The sequence below is a fragment of the Lysobacter xanthus genome (assembly GCF_047159895.1).
Map to the genome: position 1 here is coordinate 1 of NZ_BAAGAB020000054.1, position 18,495 is coordinate 18,495.

Annotated in this window: 15 protein-coding genes and 2 tRNA genes; 11 read left to right on the forward strand and 6 right to left on the reverse strand. The window is 72.2% G+C overall.

All coding sequences use genetic code 11. The annotated features are described in order from the left end of the window. Together ACY35P_RS11940 and ACY35P_RS11945 are read right to left on the reverse strand one after the other, a co-directional pair. Positions 1-676: M48 family metallopeptidase (locus ACY35P_RS11940; protein WP_462116059.1), on the reverse strand; the 676-nt coding region annotated here is incomplete at its 3' end. Positions 677-703: 27 nt separating this feature from the next. Further along, entirely contained in the window at positions 704-2,545 is a 1,842-nt protein-coding gene (locus ACY35P_RS11945; RefSeq protein ID WP_462116060.1) for a formylglycine-generating enzyme family protein, read from the reverse strand. Positions 2,546-2,626: 81 nt separating this feature from the next. Between ACY35P_RS11945 and rnd the strand changes: the two genes are divergently transcribed. Continuing rightward, positions 2,627-3,718, forward strand: coding sequence for a ribonuclease D (gene rnd, locus ACY35P_RS11950; protein ID WP_462116061.1), 1,092 nt, complete (start codon positions 2,627-2,629; stop codon positions 3,716-3,718). Between the two features lie 41 nt (positions 3,719-3,759). Here rnd and ACY35P_RS11955 read toward each other — a convergent pair. Further along, positions 3,760-3,835 (reverse strand) — tRNA-Ala (locus ACY35P_RS11955). Between the two features lie 114 nt (positions 3,836-3,949). Between ACY35P_RS11955 and ACY35P_RS11960 the strand changes: the two genes are divergently transcribed. The 6 genes from ACY35P_RS11960 (at position 3,950) to ACY35P_RS11985 (ending at position 9,115) form a co-directional block, all read left to right on the forward strand. Beyond that, a tRNA-Arg gene (locus ACY35P_RS11960) sits at positions 3,950-4,026 on the forward strand. Between the two features lie 103 nt (positions 4,027-4,129). Continuing rightward, a complete protein-coding gene (gene amaB, locus ACY35P_RS11965) occupies positions 4,130-5,662 on the forward strand; it encodes an L-piperidine-6-carboxylate dehydrogenase (RefSeq protein ID WP_462116062.1) in 1,533 nt (510 codons plus the stop codon). A 2-nt stretch (positions 5,663-5,664) separates the two neighbouring features. Beyond that, a complete protein-coding gene (locus ACY35P_RS11970) occupies positions 5,665-5,985 on the forward strand; it encodes a DUF4190 domain-containing protein (protein ID WP_462116063.1) in 321 nt (106 codons plus the stop codon). Position 5,986: 1 nt separating this feature from the next. Continuing rightward, positions 5,987-7,048, forward strand: coding sequence for a quinone-dependent dihydroorotate dehydrogenase (locus tag ACY35P_RS11975; protein ID WP_462116064.1), 1,062 nt, complete (start codon positions 5,987-5,989; stop codon positions 7,046-7,048). Next, the gene (murB, locus tag ACY35P_RS11980; RefSeq protein ID WP_462116065.1) at positions 7,045-8,097 is read left to right on the forward strand and encodes a UDP-N-acetylmuramate dehydrogenase; all 1,053 of its coding nucleotides are present in this window, start codon (positions 7,045-7,047) and stop codon (positions 8,095-8,097) included. Before ACY35P_RS11975 ends, murB begins: the two co-directional genes overlap by 4 nt. Positions 8,098-8,194: 97 nt before the next feature. Continuing rightward, positions 8,195-9,115 carry a DMT family transporter gene (locus tag ACY35P_RS11985; RefSeq protein ID WP_462116066.1) on the forward strand — a complete coding sequence of 307 codons (921 nt, stop codon included), beginning with the start codon at positions 8,195-8,197 and terminating at the stop codon, positions 9,113-9,115. Here the strand turns inward: ACY35P_RS11985 and ACY35P_RS11990 are convergent, their stop codons facing one another. Both ACY35P_RS11990 and ispG read right to left on the reverse strand, forming a co-directional pair. Next, positions 9,116-9,835, reverse strand: a complete 720-nt coding sequence (locus tag ACY35P_RS11990) for a phosphatase PAP2 family protein (protein WP_462116067.1) — start codon at positions 9,833-9,835, stop codon at positions 9,116-9,118. Next, positions 9,816-11,087 (reverse strand): flavodoxin-dependent (E)-4-hydroxy-3-methylbut-2-enyl-diphosphate synthase, encoded by a 1,272-nt coding sequence (gene ispG / locus ACY35P_RS11995; protein WP_462116068.1) that lies wholly within the window; start codon positions 11,085-11,087, stop codon positions 9,816-9,818. Before ispG ends, ACY35P_RS11990 begins: the two co-directional genes overlap by 20 nt. Positions 11,088-11,176: 89 nt before the next feature. On the opposite strand from ispG, the gene xseA reads away from it, so the two are divergent. Continuing rightward, positions 11,177-12,526 carry an exodeoxyribonuclease VII large subunit gene (gene xseA, locus ACY35P_RS12000; RefSeq protein ID WP_462116069.1) on the forward strand — a complete coding sequence of 450 codons (1,350 nt, stop codon included), beginning with the start codon at positions 11,177-11,179 and terminating at the stop codon, positions 12,524-12,526. An 11-nt stretch (positions 12,527-12,537) separates the two neighbouring features. Continuing rightward, on the forward strand, positions 12,538-13,971 hold the full coding sequence (locus ACY35P_RS12005; protein WP_462116070.1) for an aldehyde dehydrogenase family protein: 1,434 nt from the start codon (positions 12,538-12,540) through the stop codon (positions 13,969-13,971). Here the strand turns inward: ACY35P_RS12005 and ACY35P_RS12010 are convergent, their stop codons facing one another. Then, positions 13,972-16,887 carry a bifunctional diguanylate cyclase/phosphodiesterase gene (locus ACY35P_RS12010; protein ID WP_462116071.1) on the reverse strand — a complete coding sequence of 972 codons (2,916 nt, stop codon included), beginning with the start codon at positions 16,885-16,887 and terminating at the stop codon, positions 13,972-13,974. Between the two features lie 150 nt (positions 16,888-17,037). Here ACY35P_RS12010 and ACY35P_RS12015 point away from each other — a divergent pair, with 150 nt between their 5' ends. Both ACY35P_RS12015 and ACY35P_RS12020 read left to right on the forward strand, forming a co-directional pair. Continuing rightward, positions 17,038-17,592, forward strand: coding sequence for an RNA polymerase sigma factor (locus tag ACY35P_RS12015; protein ID WP_462116072.1), 555 nt, complete (start codon positions 17,038-17,040; stop codon positions 17,590-17,592). Continuing rightward, complete coding sequence (locus tag ACY35P_RS12020; protein WP_462116073.1) at positions 17,589-18,449, forward strand: hypothetical protein; 861 nt, start codon at positions 17,589-17,591, stop codon at positions 18,447-18,449. Before ACY35P_RS12015 ends, ACY35P_RS12020 begins: the two co-directional genes overlap by 4 nt. Positions 18,450-18,495 lie beyond the last annotated feature (46 nt).

Sequence of the window (18,495 nt, forward strand, 5' to 3'; positions counted from 1 at the left end):
GGATGAACCCGTACTGCGCGCCGGCGCCGAGCGCGCCCATCACCGCGCGCTGCTGCGTCGGGTCCATCCCGCCGAGCGCGATGCCGGCGGCCATCTGTCCGGCCTGCACCAGCTTCTGCTGCGCCATGCGCTGCGAGCCGTGGCGCAGGAGTGCATGCGCGATCTCGTGCCCCATCACCACCGCCATCGCGTCCTGGTTCTGGGCGACGGGAATCAGGCCGGTATACACCGCCATCTTGCCTCCCGGCAGGCAGAAGGCATTCGCGTCGTCCGACTGGATGACGGCGACGTCCCACTGGAAGTTGCGGTAGTTCTCCGGCGCCTCGGTGCCGTTGGCGCCGGCGAGCTCGCGCGTCACGTCGGGCACGCGCTGGATCAGGCGCTCGGCGATGCCGCGGATCTGCCGGCTCACCTCCGCGTCCGCAGGCAGCAGCGCGTTCTGCGACTGCGCGTCGCCGACGACCTGGTCGAAGGCCTGCGCGCCGAGCTGCACTTCCTCGTCGGTCGATGCCCCGTAGTGCGCCGTCTCGCCGGTGTACGGGTCCTTCTGCGCGCTGCCCATCCACGAGATCGCGGCATAGATCGCGAAACCCGCCATCACCACCCAGCGGATCGCGCCGAGGCCGAAGCCGCGGCCCGAGCGGGCCCTACCCTGTCCTAACGGATCGATGCGCATCGAGATTCAACTCCGTGGTGCCGACGGCTAGAGGTCGCGCACGACCCGGAAGCCGATGCGCGCGTTCGTGGTGTCCGCATCCATGCCGACGCGCCAGGCCGATCGCACCTGGTCCGGGGACGCCGCCCACGAACCGCCGCGCGTGACACGTTGCCGGCAATTCGGGTTGAACCAGGCGCGCTGGTCCCGCGGCGCGCGGCGGTAGCTGGCATGCCAGCAATCCGCCACCCACTCGCCGACATTGCCGGCCATGTCGTGAAGGCCGAATCGATCGGGGCGATAGCGCCCCACCGGCGCCGGGCCCCAGGCGCCGTCGAGGTAGTTGCGGAACGCGTTCTGCCAGGCGCGCCCGGACGGCGAGCGGTCGCCGCTGCCCGTCAGGTTTCCCGCGCCCGGCGGCGGCGCGCCGTCGCCCCACGGATACCGCGTGGTGCTGCCCGCGCGCAGCGCGTACTCGAATTCCGCCTCGCTCGGCAGGCGGTAGCGATGCCCCGTCTGCTCTTCGAGCCATTGCGCGAACGCGGCCGCATCCTTCGCGCTCACGTGCACCACGGGCAGGTCGTCGGTGGCGGGGCGGCCGAGGTAGTCGTCCCGCCAGTCGACGTTGCCGCGGCGCACGAAGTTGCCGCTGCGCAGGTCGTAGACCATCGAATAGCCCCGCCGCGTCGAGCGCGCGCGGTAGCCGGTCGCGTCGACGAAGCGCCGGAACTGCCCCACCGTCACTTCGGTGGCCGACACGGCCAGGCCGCGCTGGAAGAGGATCGGGCGCCGCGGACGCTCGGCGTCGGTCGAACCGGCCTCGCCGACGGGTGCGCCCATCGTGAAGTCGCCATGCGGGATGACCACCATGGCCGGCGCCCGCCCGCCGTCGCGCAGGGCATCGGTGAAGCGCTGACCCGGCTCGAACAGGCCGTAGTGCACGGCGAAGTCGATACGGCGCCGCAGCTCCGCCGCCGTGGGATCGGCCGGGGGCGCGATGCGCAGGATGTGGGCGAGGTGCCCACGCGCGATCTCGATGCCCCGCGGCTGTGCAAGGGCCGCGACGCCGGCATCGCGCAGGTCGCCGATGCGTGCCGCGCGCTCGAAGGCGATGCGGGCCCGCGCCTCCGCGACCACGCCGGCGTCCGGCCTCACCTTCGCGGCGGCGTCGAGCCATTGCGTGGCGCCGGCGTAGTCCTCGCGGCCCGCGGCGTCCTCGGCGCGACGGATCAGCGCGCTCTCGGCGGCCGCGAGGCCCTGCCGCGCGCGGGCGTCGGTACGACGCAGCCCGATCGCGCGCCGGAACCACGCGATCGCGCCGTCGCCACCGGCCTCGCCGACTTCGCCGCGGGCCAGCGCCGCCTCGCCCTGCTCGCTGAAGCGCTGGCCGTCCTCGACCCGATCGACCTGCTGGAGGAAGCGCTCGACGTCCGCGCGTTCCAGTGCGACCACGCGCAGCACGGCGGTGGCCTGTCGGACCCGCGCGAGCGCGTCGGGGTCGACGTCGATCGCGCCGAGCGCGGTTCGCGCCTGAAGGAGCAGCCCGTCGATCGAATGCGCCACGCCGGCTTCGGCGCGCGTGCGGGTTAGCGGGTGGTCGCGCAGGGCAAGGAAGATCGGCAGCGACGAATCGGCGTCGTCGGCGAAGCGGCCCTCGGCGAGCGCGGCATCGGCGCGGCCGGCCAGCGTCAACGCATTCTTGTCGGTGACGTCGATGTGCGGCGGACGCCACGTGGGCAGCCGCTCGTCCTCGCTGCCCACGGTCACCCGGGGCGCGGCACGCGGCGTGCCCGCCCGGTCGCCCTCGCGGTCGCCGCGGCAGCCGCCCGCGACCAGCGCGAACGCCAGCACCAGCACGATCGCCGGCGTCGACGGGCCGTTCGCGCGCAAGCCTCCTCCTGCTCCGGTCGCTGCCGCCGGGTCCACGGAAAGTAGGCTATTGTCGCCCGCCCCCGCAAACCCGGCACCGCAGTGGCCCACTGGATCGACCGTCCCGACGCGCTGCGCGCGCGCCTCGCCTCCCCGCCGTCGCGCATCGGGCTGGACACCGAGTTCATCCGCGAGCGCACGTACTGGCCGAAACTCGCGCTGGTGCAGATCGCGCTGCCGACGGACGACGGGATCGAGATCCTGCTCGTCGACCCGCTGGTGCCCGGCGTGACCGAGGCACTCGCGCCGATCCTCGCGGACCCGGCGGTGCTCAAGATCATGCACAGCCCGAGCGAGGACCTGATCGCCCTGCGCGAGTCCTGCGGCGAAGTGCCGCGGCCGCTGTTCGACACCCAGGCGGCGGCCGCCCTCGCCGGGATCGGCGCGGGCCTCGGCTACCAGAAGCTGGTGGCCGAGATCACGGGCGTCGCGCTCGAAAAGGGCGAGACGCGTTCGGACTGGATGCGCCGGCCGCTGTCGGCGTCGCAGCTCGAATACGCGGCCGACGACGTTCTGCACCTGTTCGAGATGCACGACGCGCTCGTCGGGAAGCTCGACGCCCTCGGGCGCCGTGGCTGGCTCGAGGCGGACATGGCCCGCACCGTCGCGCTCGCCGTCGAGGACGCGGCCGACCCGTGGCCGCATCTTTCGATGCGCAGCGCGCAGTTCTTCGACCGGGACGCACAGGTGCGCCTGCTGCGGCTGCTGCGCTGGCGCGACCAGCACGCCCGTGTCGCGGACCTGCCCAAGAGCTGGGTGCTCGACAACGAGCTCGCGGCGGCGCTCGCGCGTCATGAACCAGCGTCCGTGGACACGGTCGGCGAAACGGTGCGCGCGCATCCGAAGGGGCCGCGCAAGCTCGTCGATGCGATCTGGACCGCGCTGACGACGCCACTCCCCGACGAGGCCGGTGCGCCGGATGCCACGATCGCCGAGCGTCGCGACAAGTCGCGGATCAAGGCGATGCAGGACGCCGTGTCGCGCAAGGCCGCCGAGCTCGGCGTCGCCGATGCGGTGCTGGCCTCGCGCCGCGGCCTCGAGCCGCTGCTCGACACCGGCGAATGGCCCGACACGCTGTCGGGCTGGCGCCGCGAGCAGCTCGAGCCCGTGCTGGCGCCGCTGCTGGCCCGCTGACGGGGCAAAAAAAACGGCACCCGAGGGTGCCGTCGAAATCGTGGTGGAGCGGAGGGGGATCGAACCCCTGACCTTCGCGATGCGAACGCGACGCTCTCCCAGCTGAGCTACCGCCCCACGATAGGGCGCGAAGTGTAGCGGTAGCCCGGGGCTCCTGCCAAGCGGTCGCGTCGTCGACGCGGAACGTGATTACCGGCACGGTCCGCGTCCGTGCGAAAATCCGCCGCTTGGGGCCCCGTAGCTCAGCTGGATAGAGCGTCCCCCTCCTAAGGGGAAGGTCGCACGTTCGAATCGTGTCGGGGCCGCCATGCAACCTTTTGCCGCCACGCCGCAGCCGCTTGCCGACCGCGCCGCGCCCTTCCGGGCGACGGGGACCGGTCGCAGGCTCCGGCCGACTCCTGGAGCACCGCGATGACCCACCCCGTCCTCACCGCCCTCGGCCTGACCGAGCTCGAATCCGGCACCTACCTCGGCAACGGCCAGTGGTCGCAGACCCGCGATGCCGGTGTCATCGAGTCGATCAGCCCGACCGACGGCGCGGTCCTCGCCCGCGTGCAGGCGTCCTCGCAGGACGACTACGACACGATCGTCGAGCGCGCGCAGGCCGCGTTCAAGGTCTGGCGCACGATCCCGGCCCCGCGCCGCGGCGAGGCGATCCGCCTCTGCGCCGAGGCGCTGCGCACGCACAAGGATGCGCTCGGCACGCTCGTCGCTCTGGAGATGGGCAAGTCGAAGGCCGAGGGCGACGGCGAAGTGCAGGAGATGATCGACATCGGCGACTTCTCGGTCGGCCTGTCGCGCCAGCTGTACGGCCTCACGATGCATTCCGAGCGCCCGGGCCACCGGATGTACGAGCAGTGGCATCCGATCGGCCTCGTCGGGATCATCTCCGCGTTCAACTTCCCGGTCGCGGTGTGGGCCTGGAACTCGTTCGTCGCGGCCGTGTGCGGCGACATCTCGATCTGGAAGCCGTCGCCGAAGACGCCGCTCTCCGCGATCGCCTCGATGAAGATCTGCAATGCCGCGCTGAAGGCCGGCGGATTCCCGGACATCTTCTTCCTGTTCAACGACGCCGGCGCGGACCTCGCGCAGGCCTTCGTCGACGACAAGCGCGTCGGGCTGATCTCGTTCACCGGTTCCACGCGCGTCGGCCGCATGGTCGGCGAGCGCGTCGCGCGCCGCATGGGCCGCTCGCTGCTCGAGCTCGGCGGCAACAACGCGATCATCGTCGACCCGTCCGCCGACCTGAAGCTCGCGATCCCGGCGATCGTGTTCGGCGCGGTCGGCACCGCCGGCCAGCGCTGCACCACGACCCGCCGCCTCTTCGTGCACGAGTCGATCTACGACGACGTGCTCGCCAAGCTGGTCACCGCCTACAAGCAGGTCGAAGGCAAGATCGGCGATCCGACCGACCCGGCGAACCTGATGGGCCCGCTCAACAGCCGCGACGGCGTGCAGGCCTACCTCGACGCGATCGAGGCGGCGAAGGCGGCGGGCGGCACGATCGCCAGCGGCGGCAGCGCCATCGACCGCCCGGGCAACTTCGTGTTGCCCGCGATCGTCACCGGCCTCACCAACGACGCCGACATCGTCCAGCACGAGACGTTCGCGCCGATCCTCTACGTCATGAAGTACTCGACGCTGGACGAGGCGATCGAGCTGCAGAACGACGTGCCGCAGGGCCTGTCGTCGTCGATCTTCACCACGAACCTCAAGGCCGCCGAGCAGTTCCTGTCGGCCTGGGGCTCCGATTGCGGCATCGCCAACGTCAACATCGGCACCTCGGGTGCCGAGATCGGCGGCGCGTTCGGCGGCGAGAAGGAAACCGGTGGCGGCCGCGAGTCGGGTTCGGACGCCTGGAAGGCCTACATGCGCCGGCAGACGAATACGATCAACTACTCCGACTCCATGCCGCTCGCGCAGGGCATCAAGTTCGACCTCTGACCATGAACAGCCTTCCGCCCCCGACGGCCGCGTCCGTCGCGCCCACCAGCCTCCTGGCGATCTGGAGCCTCGTGCTCGGCATCGCCGCCTGGGTCGTGCTGCCCTTCATCGGCAGCATCGGTGCGATCGTCTGCGGCCACCTCGCGCGCCGCGACATCCGCGCCAGCCGCGGTGCGCTGGCCGGCGACGGCCTCGCGATCGCCGGCCTGGCGCTCGGCTATGTGCACCTCGCCGTGGCGATCCTGCTGGTCATCGGCGCGATCCTGCTGTTCGGCGGCTTCGCCGCGGCGCTGCTCGCCATCGGGCTGTCCGGCGCGCACTGACGTGTACGGCCTGCTGCGCCCGCTGCTGTTCTCGCTCGACGCGGAGTCCGCGCACGGCCTCGGCCTGCGCGGGCTCGACGCGCTCGAGCGCGCGGGCCTGCTCGGGCTGGTGGCGCGTCTGCCCGAGCCGTCCCCGTTCCCGGTCCAGGTCTTCGGGCTCGACTTTCCCAACCCCGTCGGCCTCGCGGCGGGGCTCGACAAGAACGGCGCGCACATCGACGCGCTGTTCGGCCTCGGCTTCGGCTTCGTCGAAGTCGGCACGGTGACCCCTCGCCCGCAGGCCGGCAATCCGAAGCCGCGCATGTTCCGATTGCCCCAGCATCGCGCGGTGATCAACCGGCTCGGCTTCAACAACCTGGGCGTCGATGCGCTGGTGCGGAACGTCGAACGGGTCCGGCACCGGCGCGGGATCCTCGGCATCAACATCGGCAAGAACAAGGACACGCCCAACGAGTCCGCGCAGGACGACTACCTGCACTGCCTCGAGCGCGTGTATCCGCTCGCCGACTACATCACCGTCAACATCTCCTCGCCGAACACCGCGGGCCTGCGCGAGTTGCAGGAGGAACAGCAGCTGCGGCGCCTGATCGGCACGCTGCGCGAGGCACAGGAGCGCTTCGGTGCCCTCAACGGCAAGCGCGTGCCGATGCTGGTCAAGGTGGCACCGGACCTGTCGGACGACGACATCGAGGCCGCGGCGCGCGTGCTGGCGGACCTGCAGGTGGACGGCGTGATCGCCACCAATACGACGATCTCGCGCGAAGGCGTGGAGGACTCGCCGCACGCCGACGAGCCGGGCGGCCTGTCCGGCGCACCGGTGATGGCGCAGTCGACCTACGTGCTGCGGCGCCTGCGCACACGCATGCCGGAATCGATTCCGCTGATCGGCGTGGGCGGCATCCTCTCCGGCGCGGACGCGGTGGCGAAGATGGCCGCCGGCGCCAGCCTCGTGCAGTGCTACACCGGCTTCATCTATCGCGGCCCTTCGCTCATTCCCGAATGCGTCGCCGCCATCCGCCGGCGCAAGGAAGCCCCGAGCCGCGGGCACGTGCCGCCGGCATGACCGACGCGATCCCCGGCGTGCGCATCACCCGCGATGCCGACCTCCGCCCGCTCAACACGTTCGGCATCGCCGCGCGCGCCCCGTGGCTGGTCGACGTCGCCGACGCGTCGCGTCTCGCCGATGCGTTCGCTGCGGCACCGCTCGCCGGGAATGCGCCCATCGTGCTCGGCGGCGGCAGCAACATGCTCTTCGTCGACGCGCCGGGCGCCCCCCTGCTGCGCCTGACGGGCCGCGAGGTACGCGTTCTCGGCGAGGACGACCGCGGGACGCGCGTGCTCGCGGACGCCGGCGTCGACTGGCATGCCTTCGTGATGCGCACGCTGGACGACGGGCTCGCCGGGCTGGAGAACCTCGCGCTGATCCCCGGCACCGTCGGTGCCTCGCCGATCCAGAACATCGGCGCCTACGGCGTGGAAGTCGGCGAGCGGATCGACGCCGTGCATGTCTTCGAGCCGGAGACGGGCCTGCACCTCCGGCTGGGCCGCGACGCCTGCGCCTTCGCCTACCGCGACAGCGTCTTCAAGCACGCGCCGGGCCGTTACGTGGTGACCGCCGTGGAGTTCCTGCTGCGTCGCGACGGCGCGCCCGAGCTGGCGTACGCCGGCATCGCCGACGAGCTGGCCGCGCGCGGCATCGCGACGCCCACCGTGCGCGACGTGGCGGACGCCGTGATCGCCATCCGCCGCCGCAAGCTGCCGGACCCAGCGGTGGTCGGCAATGCCGGCAGCTTCTTCAAGAATCCCATCGTGCCGGCGGCGCAGGCCACTGCGCTGGCCGAATCGCATCCACGGCTGCCGGTGTTCGCCGCGGGCGACGATCGACGCAAGCTCTCGGCGGCCTGGCTGATCGACAGCCTCGGCCTGCGCGGCTATCGCGACGGCGATGCAGGCGTCTCCGATGCGCATGCGCTGGTCCTGGTCAACCACGGCGGCGCGACCGGCGCGGACCTGCTGCGCATCGCACGGCACGTCGCCGCGCGCGTCGAGGCGGCCTACGGCGTCGCGCTCGAGCCCGAGCCCCGCCTGATCGGCGCGAGCTGGGCGGCGTGACGGCGGCGACCGGCCGCGCGGTTCCGCTGCGCACGTCGCGGAACCTGCAGCGCCGGTCTCACGCCGCCCGGACCGCGTTCGGCCATCCTTGCGCGCCATGAGCAGCCCCGCCCCGCCCCATTCCACCGTGATGCGCGCCGCGCTGCTGATGCTGGCGAGCACGGTCTTCTTCGGCCTGATGGCGGTCGCGATCCGGCTCGCCTCGTCCTCGCTGCACGCGTTCGAGATCGCCTTCTTCCGCAACCTGTTCGGCGTGGTGGCCGCACTGCCGCTTCTCGTGCGCCACGGGCCGGGGCTGCTGCGCACCACGCAGCTGCCCCGCTACGTGGTGCGCTGCGTGATCGGCATCGGCTCGATGCTCGCGAGCTTCTGGGCGATCGCGCACCTGCCGCTCTCGCAGTCGATCGCCCTCACGTATTCCACGCCGCTGTTCGTCACCGTGCTGGCGGTGTGGTTCCTCGGCGAGCAGGTGCGGTTGCGGCGCTGGCTCGCGGTGCTGGTCGGCTTCATCGGCGTCATCGTGATCGTGCGACCCGGCACGGCCGGCTTCAGTTTCGCCTCGCTCGTGGCGCTGGCCGCAGCCGTGCTGAGCGGCATCGTCTCCATCCAGATCAAGCAGCTCTCGGCCACCGAGCCGGCCGACCGCATCGTGCTGTGGACGACGATGCTGTGGGTGCCGATGTCGCTGGTGCCCGCACTCGCCGTCTGGACGTGGCCGCAGGGCTGGGCGTGGGCGTGGGTGGCCGCGGCGGGCCTGATGGGCACCAGCGGGCACATGCTGTGGACGCGCGCGCTCAAGATCGGCGACGTCTCCGCGCTCACGCCGATCAGCTTCATGCAGCTGCCAGTGGTGAGCGCCGCGGCCTACTTCCTGTTCGACGAGAAGGTGGACCGTTACACCGTCGCGGGCGCGCTGGTGATCTTCGGCGCCAATGCCTACATCGCGCATCGCGAGGCGCAGCTGGCGCGTCGTGCGGCCAGTACCGCACCCGTCGAGGCGGCCCGACCGGCCGAGTGATCAGACGCGCGTCGAGCCCGTGACCAGACCGCGCCGGAAGGCGATGAAGCGCACCGCCAGCGTCCACGCCACCGCCGCGCTCCAGCCGGCCAGCACGTCCGAGGGATAGTGCACGCCGAGGTAAACCCGCGAGGCACCGACGCCCACGACGAAGAGCGCGCCGAGCACGATCACCGGCACGCGCCACTGCGTGCGCCATGCGAGGCAGGCGAGAACGCAGGCGAGCGTGGCCGAGCCCATCGCATGGCCGCTGGGAAAGCTGTAGGTCGACTCGGGCGCGATCGAGAGCCAGAGCGCGGGCCGCGCGCGGCCGAACACGTGCTTGGCGGCGACGTTCAGCAGCGCAGAGCCGCCGAGCGCGACCGCCGCGAACGTCGCGCTGCGCGGATGCCGGCGCCATGCGAGCGCGGCGACGAGCACGATGTCCGCCGGCACCACGCCCCCGGAGTAGCCCACCGCCGACAGTGCGAGGAAGAGGCGGTCCAGACCCGGCCCGGCCATCGCATGCAGGCCTTCGAGCAGCGGCACGTCGAAGAAGAACGGCTCGCCCTCGGCCACGTCCTCCGCCAGCTCGCCGAAGCCCCACAGGGGGAGCGCGACGGCCAGGAAGACCAGCAGCAGCCGCAGGCCGTAACGCCGCAGGACCGTCGTGCCGACGCGCGCCTGCGTCGCGGCCGCGTCGATCGCGCGGCCCGCGCCGTCAGCCGGCGTGGGCGCCATAGCGCCGATCGACGTAGCGGTCGATGATCCCGAGGAATTCGTCGGCGATGCGCTCGCCGCGCAGCGTCACGGTCTTTTCGCCGTCCTCGAACACCGGCGCCGAGGGTGCCTCGCCGATGCCGGGCAGCGAGATGCCGATGTTGGCGTGGCGCGATTCGCCCGGCCCGTTCACGACACAGCCCATCACCGCGAGCGTCAGGTTTTCCGCGCCGGGATGGGTGATCTTCCATTCGGGCATCTTCTCGCGCACGTGCGACTGCACCTTCTGCGCGAGTTCCTGGAAAAACGTGCTGGTGGTCCGACCGCAGCCCGGGCAGGCGGTGACCATCGGCGTGAACGCGCGCAGGCCCATCGTCTGCAGCAGTTCCTGCGCGACCACCACTTCGTTCGTGCGCGACTGGCCGGGTTCGGGCGTCAGCGAGATGCGGATGGTGTCGCCGATGCCTTCCTGCAGCAGCACGGCGAGCGCGGCGCTGGAGGCCACGATGCCCTTGCTGCCGATGCCGGCCTCGGTGAGGCCGAGGTGCAGCGCGTAGTCGCCGCGGATCGCGAGCTCGCGATAGACGGCGACCAGTTCCTGCACGCCGCTGACCTTCGCGCTGAGCACGATGCGCTCGCGCGGCAGACCGAGTTCCTCGGCACGCGCGGCGGAGTCGAGCGCACTGCGGATCAGCGCCTCGCGCAGCACGCGGCCCGCTTCCCACGGCACGGCCCGCTGCGCGTTCTCGTCCATCAGCGTGGCCGCGAGCGACTGGTCGAGCGAGCCCCAGTTGGCGCCGATGCGCACCGGCTTGCCGTAGCGGATGGCGAACTCGATGAGCTGCGCGAACTGCGTGTCGCGCTTCTTGCCGAAGCCGACGTTGCCCGGATTGATGCGGTACTTCGCGAGCGCCTCCGCGCAGGCCGGCTCGCCGGCAAGCAGCTGGTGGCCGTTGTAGTGGAAGTCGCCGATCAGCGGCACCTCCACGCCCATCATGGCGAGCCGGTCGCGGATGCGCGGGACCGCCGCGGCCGCCTCGGCCGTGTTGACCGTCAGCCGCACGAGCTCGGAGCCCGCGCGCCACAGGTCGGCCACCTGCTTCGCGGTCGACTGCACGTCCGCGGTATCGGTGTTGGTCATCGACTGCACCACCACCGGGGCACCGCCACCGACGCGCACGCCGCCGATCACGACCTCGCGGGTGAGGTGGCGGGCGAGCGGCCCGAAGCGGTCGTCGGCGGAGGGCGGCGGCGCGGAGAAGGCGGCGTTCATGGCCGAATTGTAGGGCAGCGCCCCGCCCCGCTTCTGAACCCCGCGCGTTTCCGCCGCCGTCGCGCCCGGTGCGTTACCGTACGCGCCCCATGACGGCCGAACCCGCCCGCGACGTCTTCACTCCGAGCCAGCTCAACACGCTGGCCCGCGACATGCTGGAAGGCGCCTTCGGCTCCGTCTGGGTCGAGGGCGAGCTCGGCAACGTCTCGCGCCCGGCCTCGGGCCACCTCTACTTCACGATCAAGGACGCGCGCGCCCAGATCCGCTGCGCGATGTTCAAGCCCAAGAGCAGCTGGCTGCGCTTCCAGCCCCGCGAGGGCCTGCGCGTGCTCGGGCGCGGCCGCCTGACCCTGTACGAGGCGCGCGGCGAGTACCAGCTCGTGCTCGACCACATGGAGGAAGGCGGCGAAGGCGCGCTGCGGCGCGCATTCGACGAGCTCAAGGCACGCCTCGCGGCCGAAGGCCTGTTCGACGCCGAGCGCAAGCGCCCCCTGCCGGCCTTCCCGGCGCGCATCGGCGTCGTCACCTCGCCGAGCGGCGCCGCGATCCGTGACGTGCTGAGCGTGCTCGCGCGGCGCTTCCCGCTGGTGGAGGTCGAGGTCCTGCCGGTGCAGGTGCAGGGTGCGGGCTCCGCCCCGCAGATCGTCGACATGCTGCAGCGTGCTGGCGCGAGCGGCCGCTACGACGTGCTGATGCTGACGCGCGGCGGCGGCTCGCTCGAGGACCTGTGGTCGTTCAACGAGGAGAGCGTCGCGCGCGCGGTGGCCGCGAGTCCGGTGCCGGTGATCTGCGCGGTCGGCCACGAGACGGATTTCTGCCTCGCGGAGTTCGCCTCCGACCGCCGCGCGCCCACACCGTCGGTGGCCGCCGAACTGCTGGTCCCGAACCTCGACGACCTCGCGCGCCATGTCGGCGCCCTGCAACGCCGGCTGCACGCGCGGCAGACGCAGACCCTGCGCGATGCGATGCAGCGCACCGACCGCGCCGCACTGAAGCTCAATTCGCTGCGTCCACAGGCCTACGTGCAGATGCTCTGCCGGCGCCAGGCCGAGGCCTTCCGCCGACTGGAGACGGCCTGGCAACGCCGGCTCGATCGCGAGCGTGCACGGCTGCGACACGCGGAAGCGGTGCTGCGCGCGCGTCATCCGGAGCGACGCGTGGCCCGCATGCGCGAGCGCGTGGCGGCGATCGCGCACCGCCCGCAGGCGGCGATCGCGCGCCGGCTCGCGCACGAAGCGCTGCGCCTGCGCGGCCTCGCGCGCTCGCTCGAGACGGTCAGCCCGCTCGCCACCGTCGCCCGCGGCTACAGCATCCTTCGGCGCGACGACGGCGCCATCGTGCGTCGCACCGACGACGTCGCGAGCGGCGATGCGGTCAACGCGCGCGTCGGCGACGGCGACCTGCGCCTGCGCGTCGAGGACCGCATTCCCCGGGGTTGATGGAAGCTCGCATGTCCGTTCCGCAGCATCCGCTCTACATCGCAGGCGAAGCGGTCACGACCGGCGACTGGCTCGACGTCGCCGACAAGTACCGCGGCACGGTCGCCGCGCGCGTGGCGCGCGCCGGTGCGGCCGAGGTCGAGCGGGCCATCGCATCCGCGCATTCCGCCCGCGGTGTCATGGCAGCCTTCCCGCCGGATGCCCGGCGTGACGTCCTCGAACACTGCGTGCGCCGCTTCGGCGAACGCCGCGACGAGCTGGCCGAGCTGCTGTGCACGGAAGCGGGCAAGCCGATCCGCGATTCGCGCGGCGAGGTCGACCGGCTGGTCGACACGTTCCGCATCGCGGCCGGCGAAGCCACGCGCATCGGTGGCGACGTGCTGGAGCTGCAGGTCTCGCCGCGCGCGCGTGGCTTCCGCGGCATGACGCGCCGCGTGCCGATCGGCGCCTGCAGCCTCATCACACCGTTCAACTTTCCGCTCAACCTGGTCGCGCACAAGGTCGCCCCGGCCATCGCGGCCGGATGCCCCTTCGTCCTCAAGCCCTCCGAGCGCACGCCGCTGGGTGCGCTGCTGATCGGCGAGATCCTCGCGGAGACCGACCTTCCGCGCGCGACATGGTCGGTCGTCGTCTGCGACACCGCCACCTCCGCCCCGCTCATCGAGGACCCCCGGATCGCGTTCCTGAGCTTCACCGGCGGACCGGTCGGCTGGGATCTGCGTGCCCGGGCGGGGCGCAAGAAGGTGGCGCTCGAGCTCGGCGGAAACGCGGCCTGCATCGTCGACGAGGACCCGGGCGTTCCGTTCGAGCACCTCGTCCGCCGCCTCGTGTTCGGCGCGTATTACCAGAGCGGGCAGAGCTGCATCAGCGTGCAGCGCATCATCGCGCACGCCTCGATCGCCCCACGGCTGTCGACGACGCTCGCCGACGCGGTGCGCGCGCTGCGCTGCGGCGATCCGCACGACGAATCGACGGACATCGGTCCGGTCATCGACGAGGCCTCCGCGCGTCGCATCTCCGACTGGGTCGACGAGGCACGTGCAGGCGGCGCGCGGGTGCTCGCGGAGGGCGGCCGCGACGGCACGATGCTGCGGCCGTGGCTGCTGGCGGACGTGCCGCGCGATTCGCGCCTGTACCGCGAGGAAGCCTTCGGTCCCGTCGCGATCATCGAGACCGTCGACGACTTTGATGCTGCCATCGCCCGCGCCAACGACTCGCGCTACGGCCTGCAGTGCGGCGTGTTCACCGCCCGGCTCGACCATGCGATGCGCGCGTGGGACCGCCTCGAGGTCGGCGGCGTCGTGGTCGGCGACGTGCCGAGCGTACGCGTCGACAACATGCCCTATGGGGGCGTCAAGGATTCGGGCGTCGGTCGCGAGGGCATTGCGTCCACCATCGCCGAGATGACCGAGGTGCGCCTGCTGGTGCTGCGCGACCCGCCCTGATCAGCCGGCGACGACCTGCATCACGCAGGGGCCGGTGACGAGCTCCGGGAGCGGCCGGCCGTAGTAGTAGCCCTGCCCGAGCGTGCAGCCGAGTTCGCGCACGACGCGCTGCTGGTGCACGTTCTCGATGCCCTCGGCCACCGTGTGGATGCCGAGCGAGCCCGCCAGAGCCTGGATCGCCCGGACGACGGCCTCGCTCTCCACGCGCGTCTCGCTCCCGAGCCCGGCGATGAAGCTCTGGTCGATCTTCAGGCACTCGATCGGGAAGCGGTGCAGGTAGGACAGCGCGGAAAAGCCGGTACCGAAGTCGTCGAGCTGCGCGAGGATGCCGTGGCCGCGGAGGTGGTTGAGCATGTTGAGCACGCGCGGCGCCTCGTCGAGCAGCGCGACTTCGGTGATCTCGATGCGCAGTCGCCGCGGGTCCGCACCTGCCTTGTCGAGCAGGCGGAGCAAGCGATCGGCGAACGCGGCATCGCGGAAGTGCCGCGGCGAGACGTTGACCGAGATGTAGCCGGCGTCGGCCGGCGTGTGGGCGATGCGGTCGGCCACCTGCGCATACACGAGCCAGTCGACCTCCTCGATCAGCGAACTGTTCTCGCCGACGTTGACGAACGACGCCGGCGTCAGCAGCCCGCTGCTCGAATGGCTCCAGCGCAGCAGTGCTTCATGGCCGACGATGCTGCGATCGCCGAGCCGCACGATCGGCTGGTAGAAGGCGACGAAGCCGTCGCCGTTGATGGCGCGGCGCAGGTCGGCTTCGAGGTCGAGGATGCGCATCGCCTCCTCGCGCATCGCCTCGTCGAACGTCGCCCAGCGCCCGCGGCCGGCCGCCTTTGCGCGGTACATCGCGGCGTCGGCGTCGCGCAGCAGCTCGGGACCGCTGCGGTAACGCGGATGCCACAACGCGATGCCGATGCTGGCCGACGGGAAGACCTCGCGTCCGGCCACCCACCACGGCTTGCCGAGCACCTCGAGGATGCGCGCCGCGAGCCGCTCGCACGTGCCGACGCCGTCGAGCTCGTGCACGAGCACCGCGAACTCGTCGCCGCCGAGCCGCGCCACGGTGTCGCCGGGGCGCACGCAGGACGCGATGCGGCGCGAGGCTTCCATCAACAGCTCGTCGCCGGCGGAGTGGCCCGCACTGTCGTTGACCAGCTTGAAGCGGTCGAGGTCGAGGTAGAGCACCGCGAACAGGCGCATCGGCGTGCCCTGCGTGCTCTCGATCGCTTCGCCGAGGCAGTCCACCAGGTGCGCGCGGTTCGGCAGCCCGGTGAGCGCGTCGTGCCGGGCCTGGTGCGTGAGGCGCTGCTCGGCGCGCAGGCGCTCGCCGATCTGCGCGACAAGCTCGCGATTGGCGCGTGCCAGCTCGCGCGTGCGCGATTCCACGCGGCCTTCCAGCTCGACGTGCGCGAGCATCAGCGCGTCCTGCGCGCGCTTGCGCTCCAGCCCGATGCCGATGTGGTGCGCGACGAAGGTGAGCAGCTCGTGGTCGCGCCGGGTGAACGTGATCTCGGGCGCATAGCTCTGGACGGCGATCACGCCGACCGCCTGGTCGTCGCGCCACAGCGGCACGCCGAGCCAGCAGCAGGCGAGCGCGCCGCGGCTGATGAGCTCCCCGTCGCGCGCCAGCTGTTCGATTTCCGGGCGGCCGACGAGCAGCGGGCGCCGCCGCGTCAGCACGTATTCGGTCAGGCCGAAGCCGAGCGGTCGCGAGGCACGACGGCCGTCGCGCTCGTCGATGGAATACGGGAACTCGAGCCGCTCGCCATCGTCGGAAATCATGGCGATGTAGAAATTCCGCGCGTACAGCAGCTCGCCGACGATGCCGTGTACTTCGCGGTAGAAATCGTCGAGCGACGGCGCGCTCATCGACAGCTCGGCGATGCGGAACAGCGCACTCTGCAGCTTTTCCGCGCGCTGCCGCTCGTCGATCTCCGCCTGGAGTTCCTCGTTCAGCCGCTCCAGCGCCTGGGTGCGGACGCGCACGCGATGCTCGAGCTCCTCGCGCGCGGTGTGTCGCTCGAGCGCCGTGAGGATGTGCTGGGCGACGAAGGCGAGCAGCGCACGCTCCTCCTCGCCGTAGACGTTCGCGCGGTCGTAGCTCTGCACCACGATCGCGCCGCAGACGCGGTCCTCGCGGCGCATCGGCACGCCCAGCCAGTCCTCGCTGTCCGGGCCGTGCGAGGGATCGCGCGTGACGCCGAGCTGGTCGCGCACGTCCTGCGACGAGCCGCGCACGGGCTCGCCGTGCCGCAGCATCGCGAGCGTCAGGCTGTTGGGCATCTCCTGCGCGGTGATCTCGCGCTCGGGCTCCGCGATCCAGTCGTCGCGCTCGTCGAGGAAATACAGGAACCGGACGGTTTCGCGCTCGTCGTCGTAGAGCACGATGTAGAAGTTCGCGGCGTACATCAGGCCGCCAATCACGTGGTGCACCATCCGCAGCATCGCGGACAGCTCGATGCCGGAACCCGCGAGGTGCGCGATCTCGAACAGCGCCTGCTGCAGGCGTTCGGATTTCTCGAGCGAGTCGGCGCGCTGGCGAACGCGTTCGGTGTCGATGTGCGCGACGAGCAGCGCGCGCGCCATCTCGCACCACGTCATGCGCAGGTCGGCGTCGAGCTCACCGGAGAAACGCGCGACCAGCGCACCACGCAGACCGCCGGGGAGCGGCCAGGCCTCGACCAGCGGTTCGTCCACGGGGTCGCCGGCGAGCGCGGCGGCCAGCGCGTCGTGCAGGCCGTCGTCGTCGTCGCTGGCGGCCCAGGCGATGCTGCCGTCGCGATCGCGCCAACCGGCGGCGACACGCGCCTCGAGCGGCAGTCCGGCTTCCAGAGCGGCGACGAGGTCGCGCCGCCGGGCGCGCCGGATCGCACTGCCTGCAGGATCGGGCTTCCGCAACACCGACGCCTCCGCCATGGCGGGCTGGGCCGCCGTCGTGCCCGCCGTCGAACGACGGGCCCCCGCCCGCCGCAGCGGGTCGATCCGAGAATACGTGATCGACGCCCTGTTTGAAGAGGGCGGCCCCAGGGCTGTACCGCGGGCGGCACCGCCCGTACCCTGCCGCGGGTGAATGGACCGGCCGCTTCCACCGACGACGAGCTGATGCGGGCCTGGGCCGGCGGGGACGTCCGCGCCTTCGAGCAGCTGTACGGCCGCCACAAGGCGCCGCTCTACCGGTTCGTCCTGCGCCAGCTGCGGGATCCCGCGCTCACCGACGAGATCGTCCAGGACGTCTGGCAGCGCGTCATCACCGCCCGCGACGGCTGGCGCCCGGATGCCATGTTCAGCACCTGGCTCTACCGCATCGCCCACAATCGCCTGGCGGACCACTGGCGCGCCGCGCGCCACCGGCCGGCCGCCCCGGTCGATGCCGAAGCGCGGATCGAGGCGGTCGCCGACCCCGGAACGCCCGAACGGACGTTGAGTGATTTCGAGGAACGCCGCCGTCTCAGGATGGCGCTGGACGAATTGCCCGACGAGCAGCGCGAAGTGCTGCTGCTCAGGCTCGAGCAGGAGCTGACGCTCGAGCAGATCGGAGAGATCACCGGTACCGGCCGCGAAACCGTCAAGTCGCGCCTTCGATACGCGATGGACAAGCTGCGCGCGAGACTGACCCCATGACCGTCCGACAGCCCCAGCCGCCGCACGACGCGCTCTCCGCCGAGGAGCGCGAGCTCGCCGTGCGCCTCGCGCGGCTCGATGCCTCGGCGGGCCCGTCGGCGGCGCTCGACGCCCGGATCCTGGCGGCCGCACGCACCGCCGCGGCGCCGCGTCCGCGCGCGCGCCAGTGGCCGACTGCCTTCGGCGCGGCCGCGGTGCTGGTCGCCGCGGTCGGCCTGGCGTGGCAGATGCGACCCATGTTCGACCTCGGCCGCGCGCCGATCGCGGGCGAGCATTCGGGCTCGGGCCGCGCCGGCGTCGAATCGGACGTGGTCGTCCAGGTCGAGACGGTGCCGCGTGCGGCCACGCCGACGGCCGACGCCGCTGCGGCGTCGGATGCCGCGTCCCCGCCCGCCGCCGCGCGCAAGGCGGCGCCCGCCGCGGGCGGCGGCCCCGTGGTGGCGAAGGCGGCGCCCCAGCGACATACCGCGGCGTCTCCCGCCGAGGCCCATCCGCCCCTGCTCGACGAGGCGCTGCCCGCGGCCGCGCCCGTGGCCGCCGCGCCGCCCCCGCCACCGCCGGAGCCCCGCGCACTCAACATCGCGGCGCCGGCGCCGCAGGCCGACCTCCAGCGGGTGACGGTGACCGGATCGCGCGTCCGCAGCGAGCGCGCCGCCGCGGACCCCCTGCCCGACCTCGCCAGCGACAGCCGACTGTCGCGCGCGGCCTGGCTCCAGCGCATCCGCGAGCGGCGCGACCGCGGCGATCTCGACGACGCGCGCACGAGCCTCGCGCGCTTCGTCGCGGCGCATCCGCGCGTGGCGGTCCCGCGCGACCTGCAGCCGCTGCTGCGCGACCCCGACCCGTGGGCGCCGTGATCCACCGGTGCTGACGCTGGCGGGTCCCGCCGTCGGGCAGCTGGAG

Excerpts from the sequence above, each read along its gene's own strand:
- amaB (WP_462116062.1), top strand. The coding sequence starts at position 4,130 with ATGACCCACCCCGTCCTCACCGCCCTCGGCCTGACCGAGCTCGAATCC.
- ispG (WP_462116068.1), bottom strand. The coding sequence starts at position 11,087 with ATGAACGCCGCCTTCTCCGCGCCGCCGCCCTCCGCCGACGACCGCTTC.
- ACY35P_RS11990 (WP_462116067.1), bottom strand. The coding sequence starts at position 9,835 with ATGGCGCCCACGCCGGCTGACGGCGCGGGCCGCGCGATCGACGCGGCC.
- ACY35P_RS12005 (WP_462116070.1), top strand. The coding sequence starts at position 12,538 with ATGTCCGTTCCGCAGCATCCGCTCTACATCGCAGGCGAAGCGGTCACG.
- ACY35P_RS12020 (WP_462116073.1), top strand. The coding sequence starts at position 17,589 with ATGACCGTCCGACAGCCCCAGCCGCCGCACGACGCGCTCTCCGCCGAG.
- ACY35P_RS11985 (WP_462116066.1), top strand. The coding sequence starts at position 8,195 with ATGAGCAGCCCCGCCCCGCCCCATTCCACCGTGATGCGCGCCGCGCTG.
- murB (WP_462116065.1), top strand. The coding sequence starts at position 7,045 with ATGACCGACGCGATCCCCGGCGTGCGCATCACCCGCGATGCCGACCTC.
- ACY35P_RS12010 (WP_462116071.1), bottom strand. The coding sequence starts at position 16,887 with ATGGCGGAGGCGTCGGTGTTGCGGAAGCCCGATCCTGCAGGCAGTGCG.
- xseA (WP_462116069.1), top strand. The coding sequence starts at position 11,177 with ATGACGGCCGAACCCGCCCGCGACGTCTTCACTCCGAGCCAGCTCAAC.
- ACY35P_RS11970 (WP_462116063.1), top strand. The coding sequence starts at position 5,665 with ATGAACAGCCTTCCGCCCCCGACGGCCGCGTCCGTCGCGCCCACCAGC.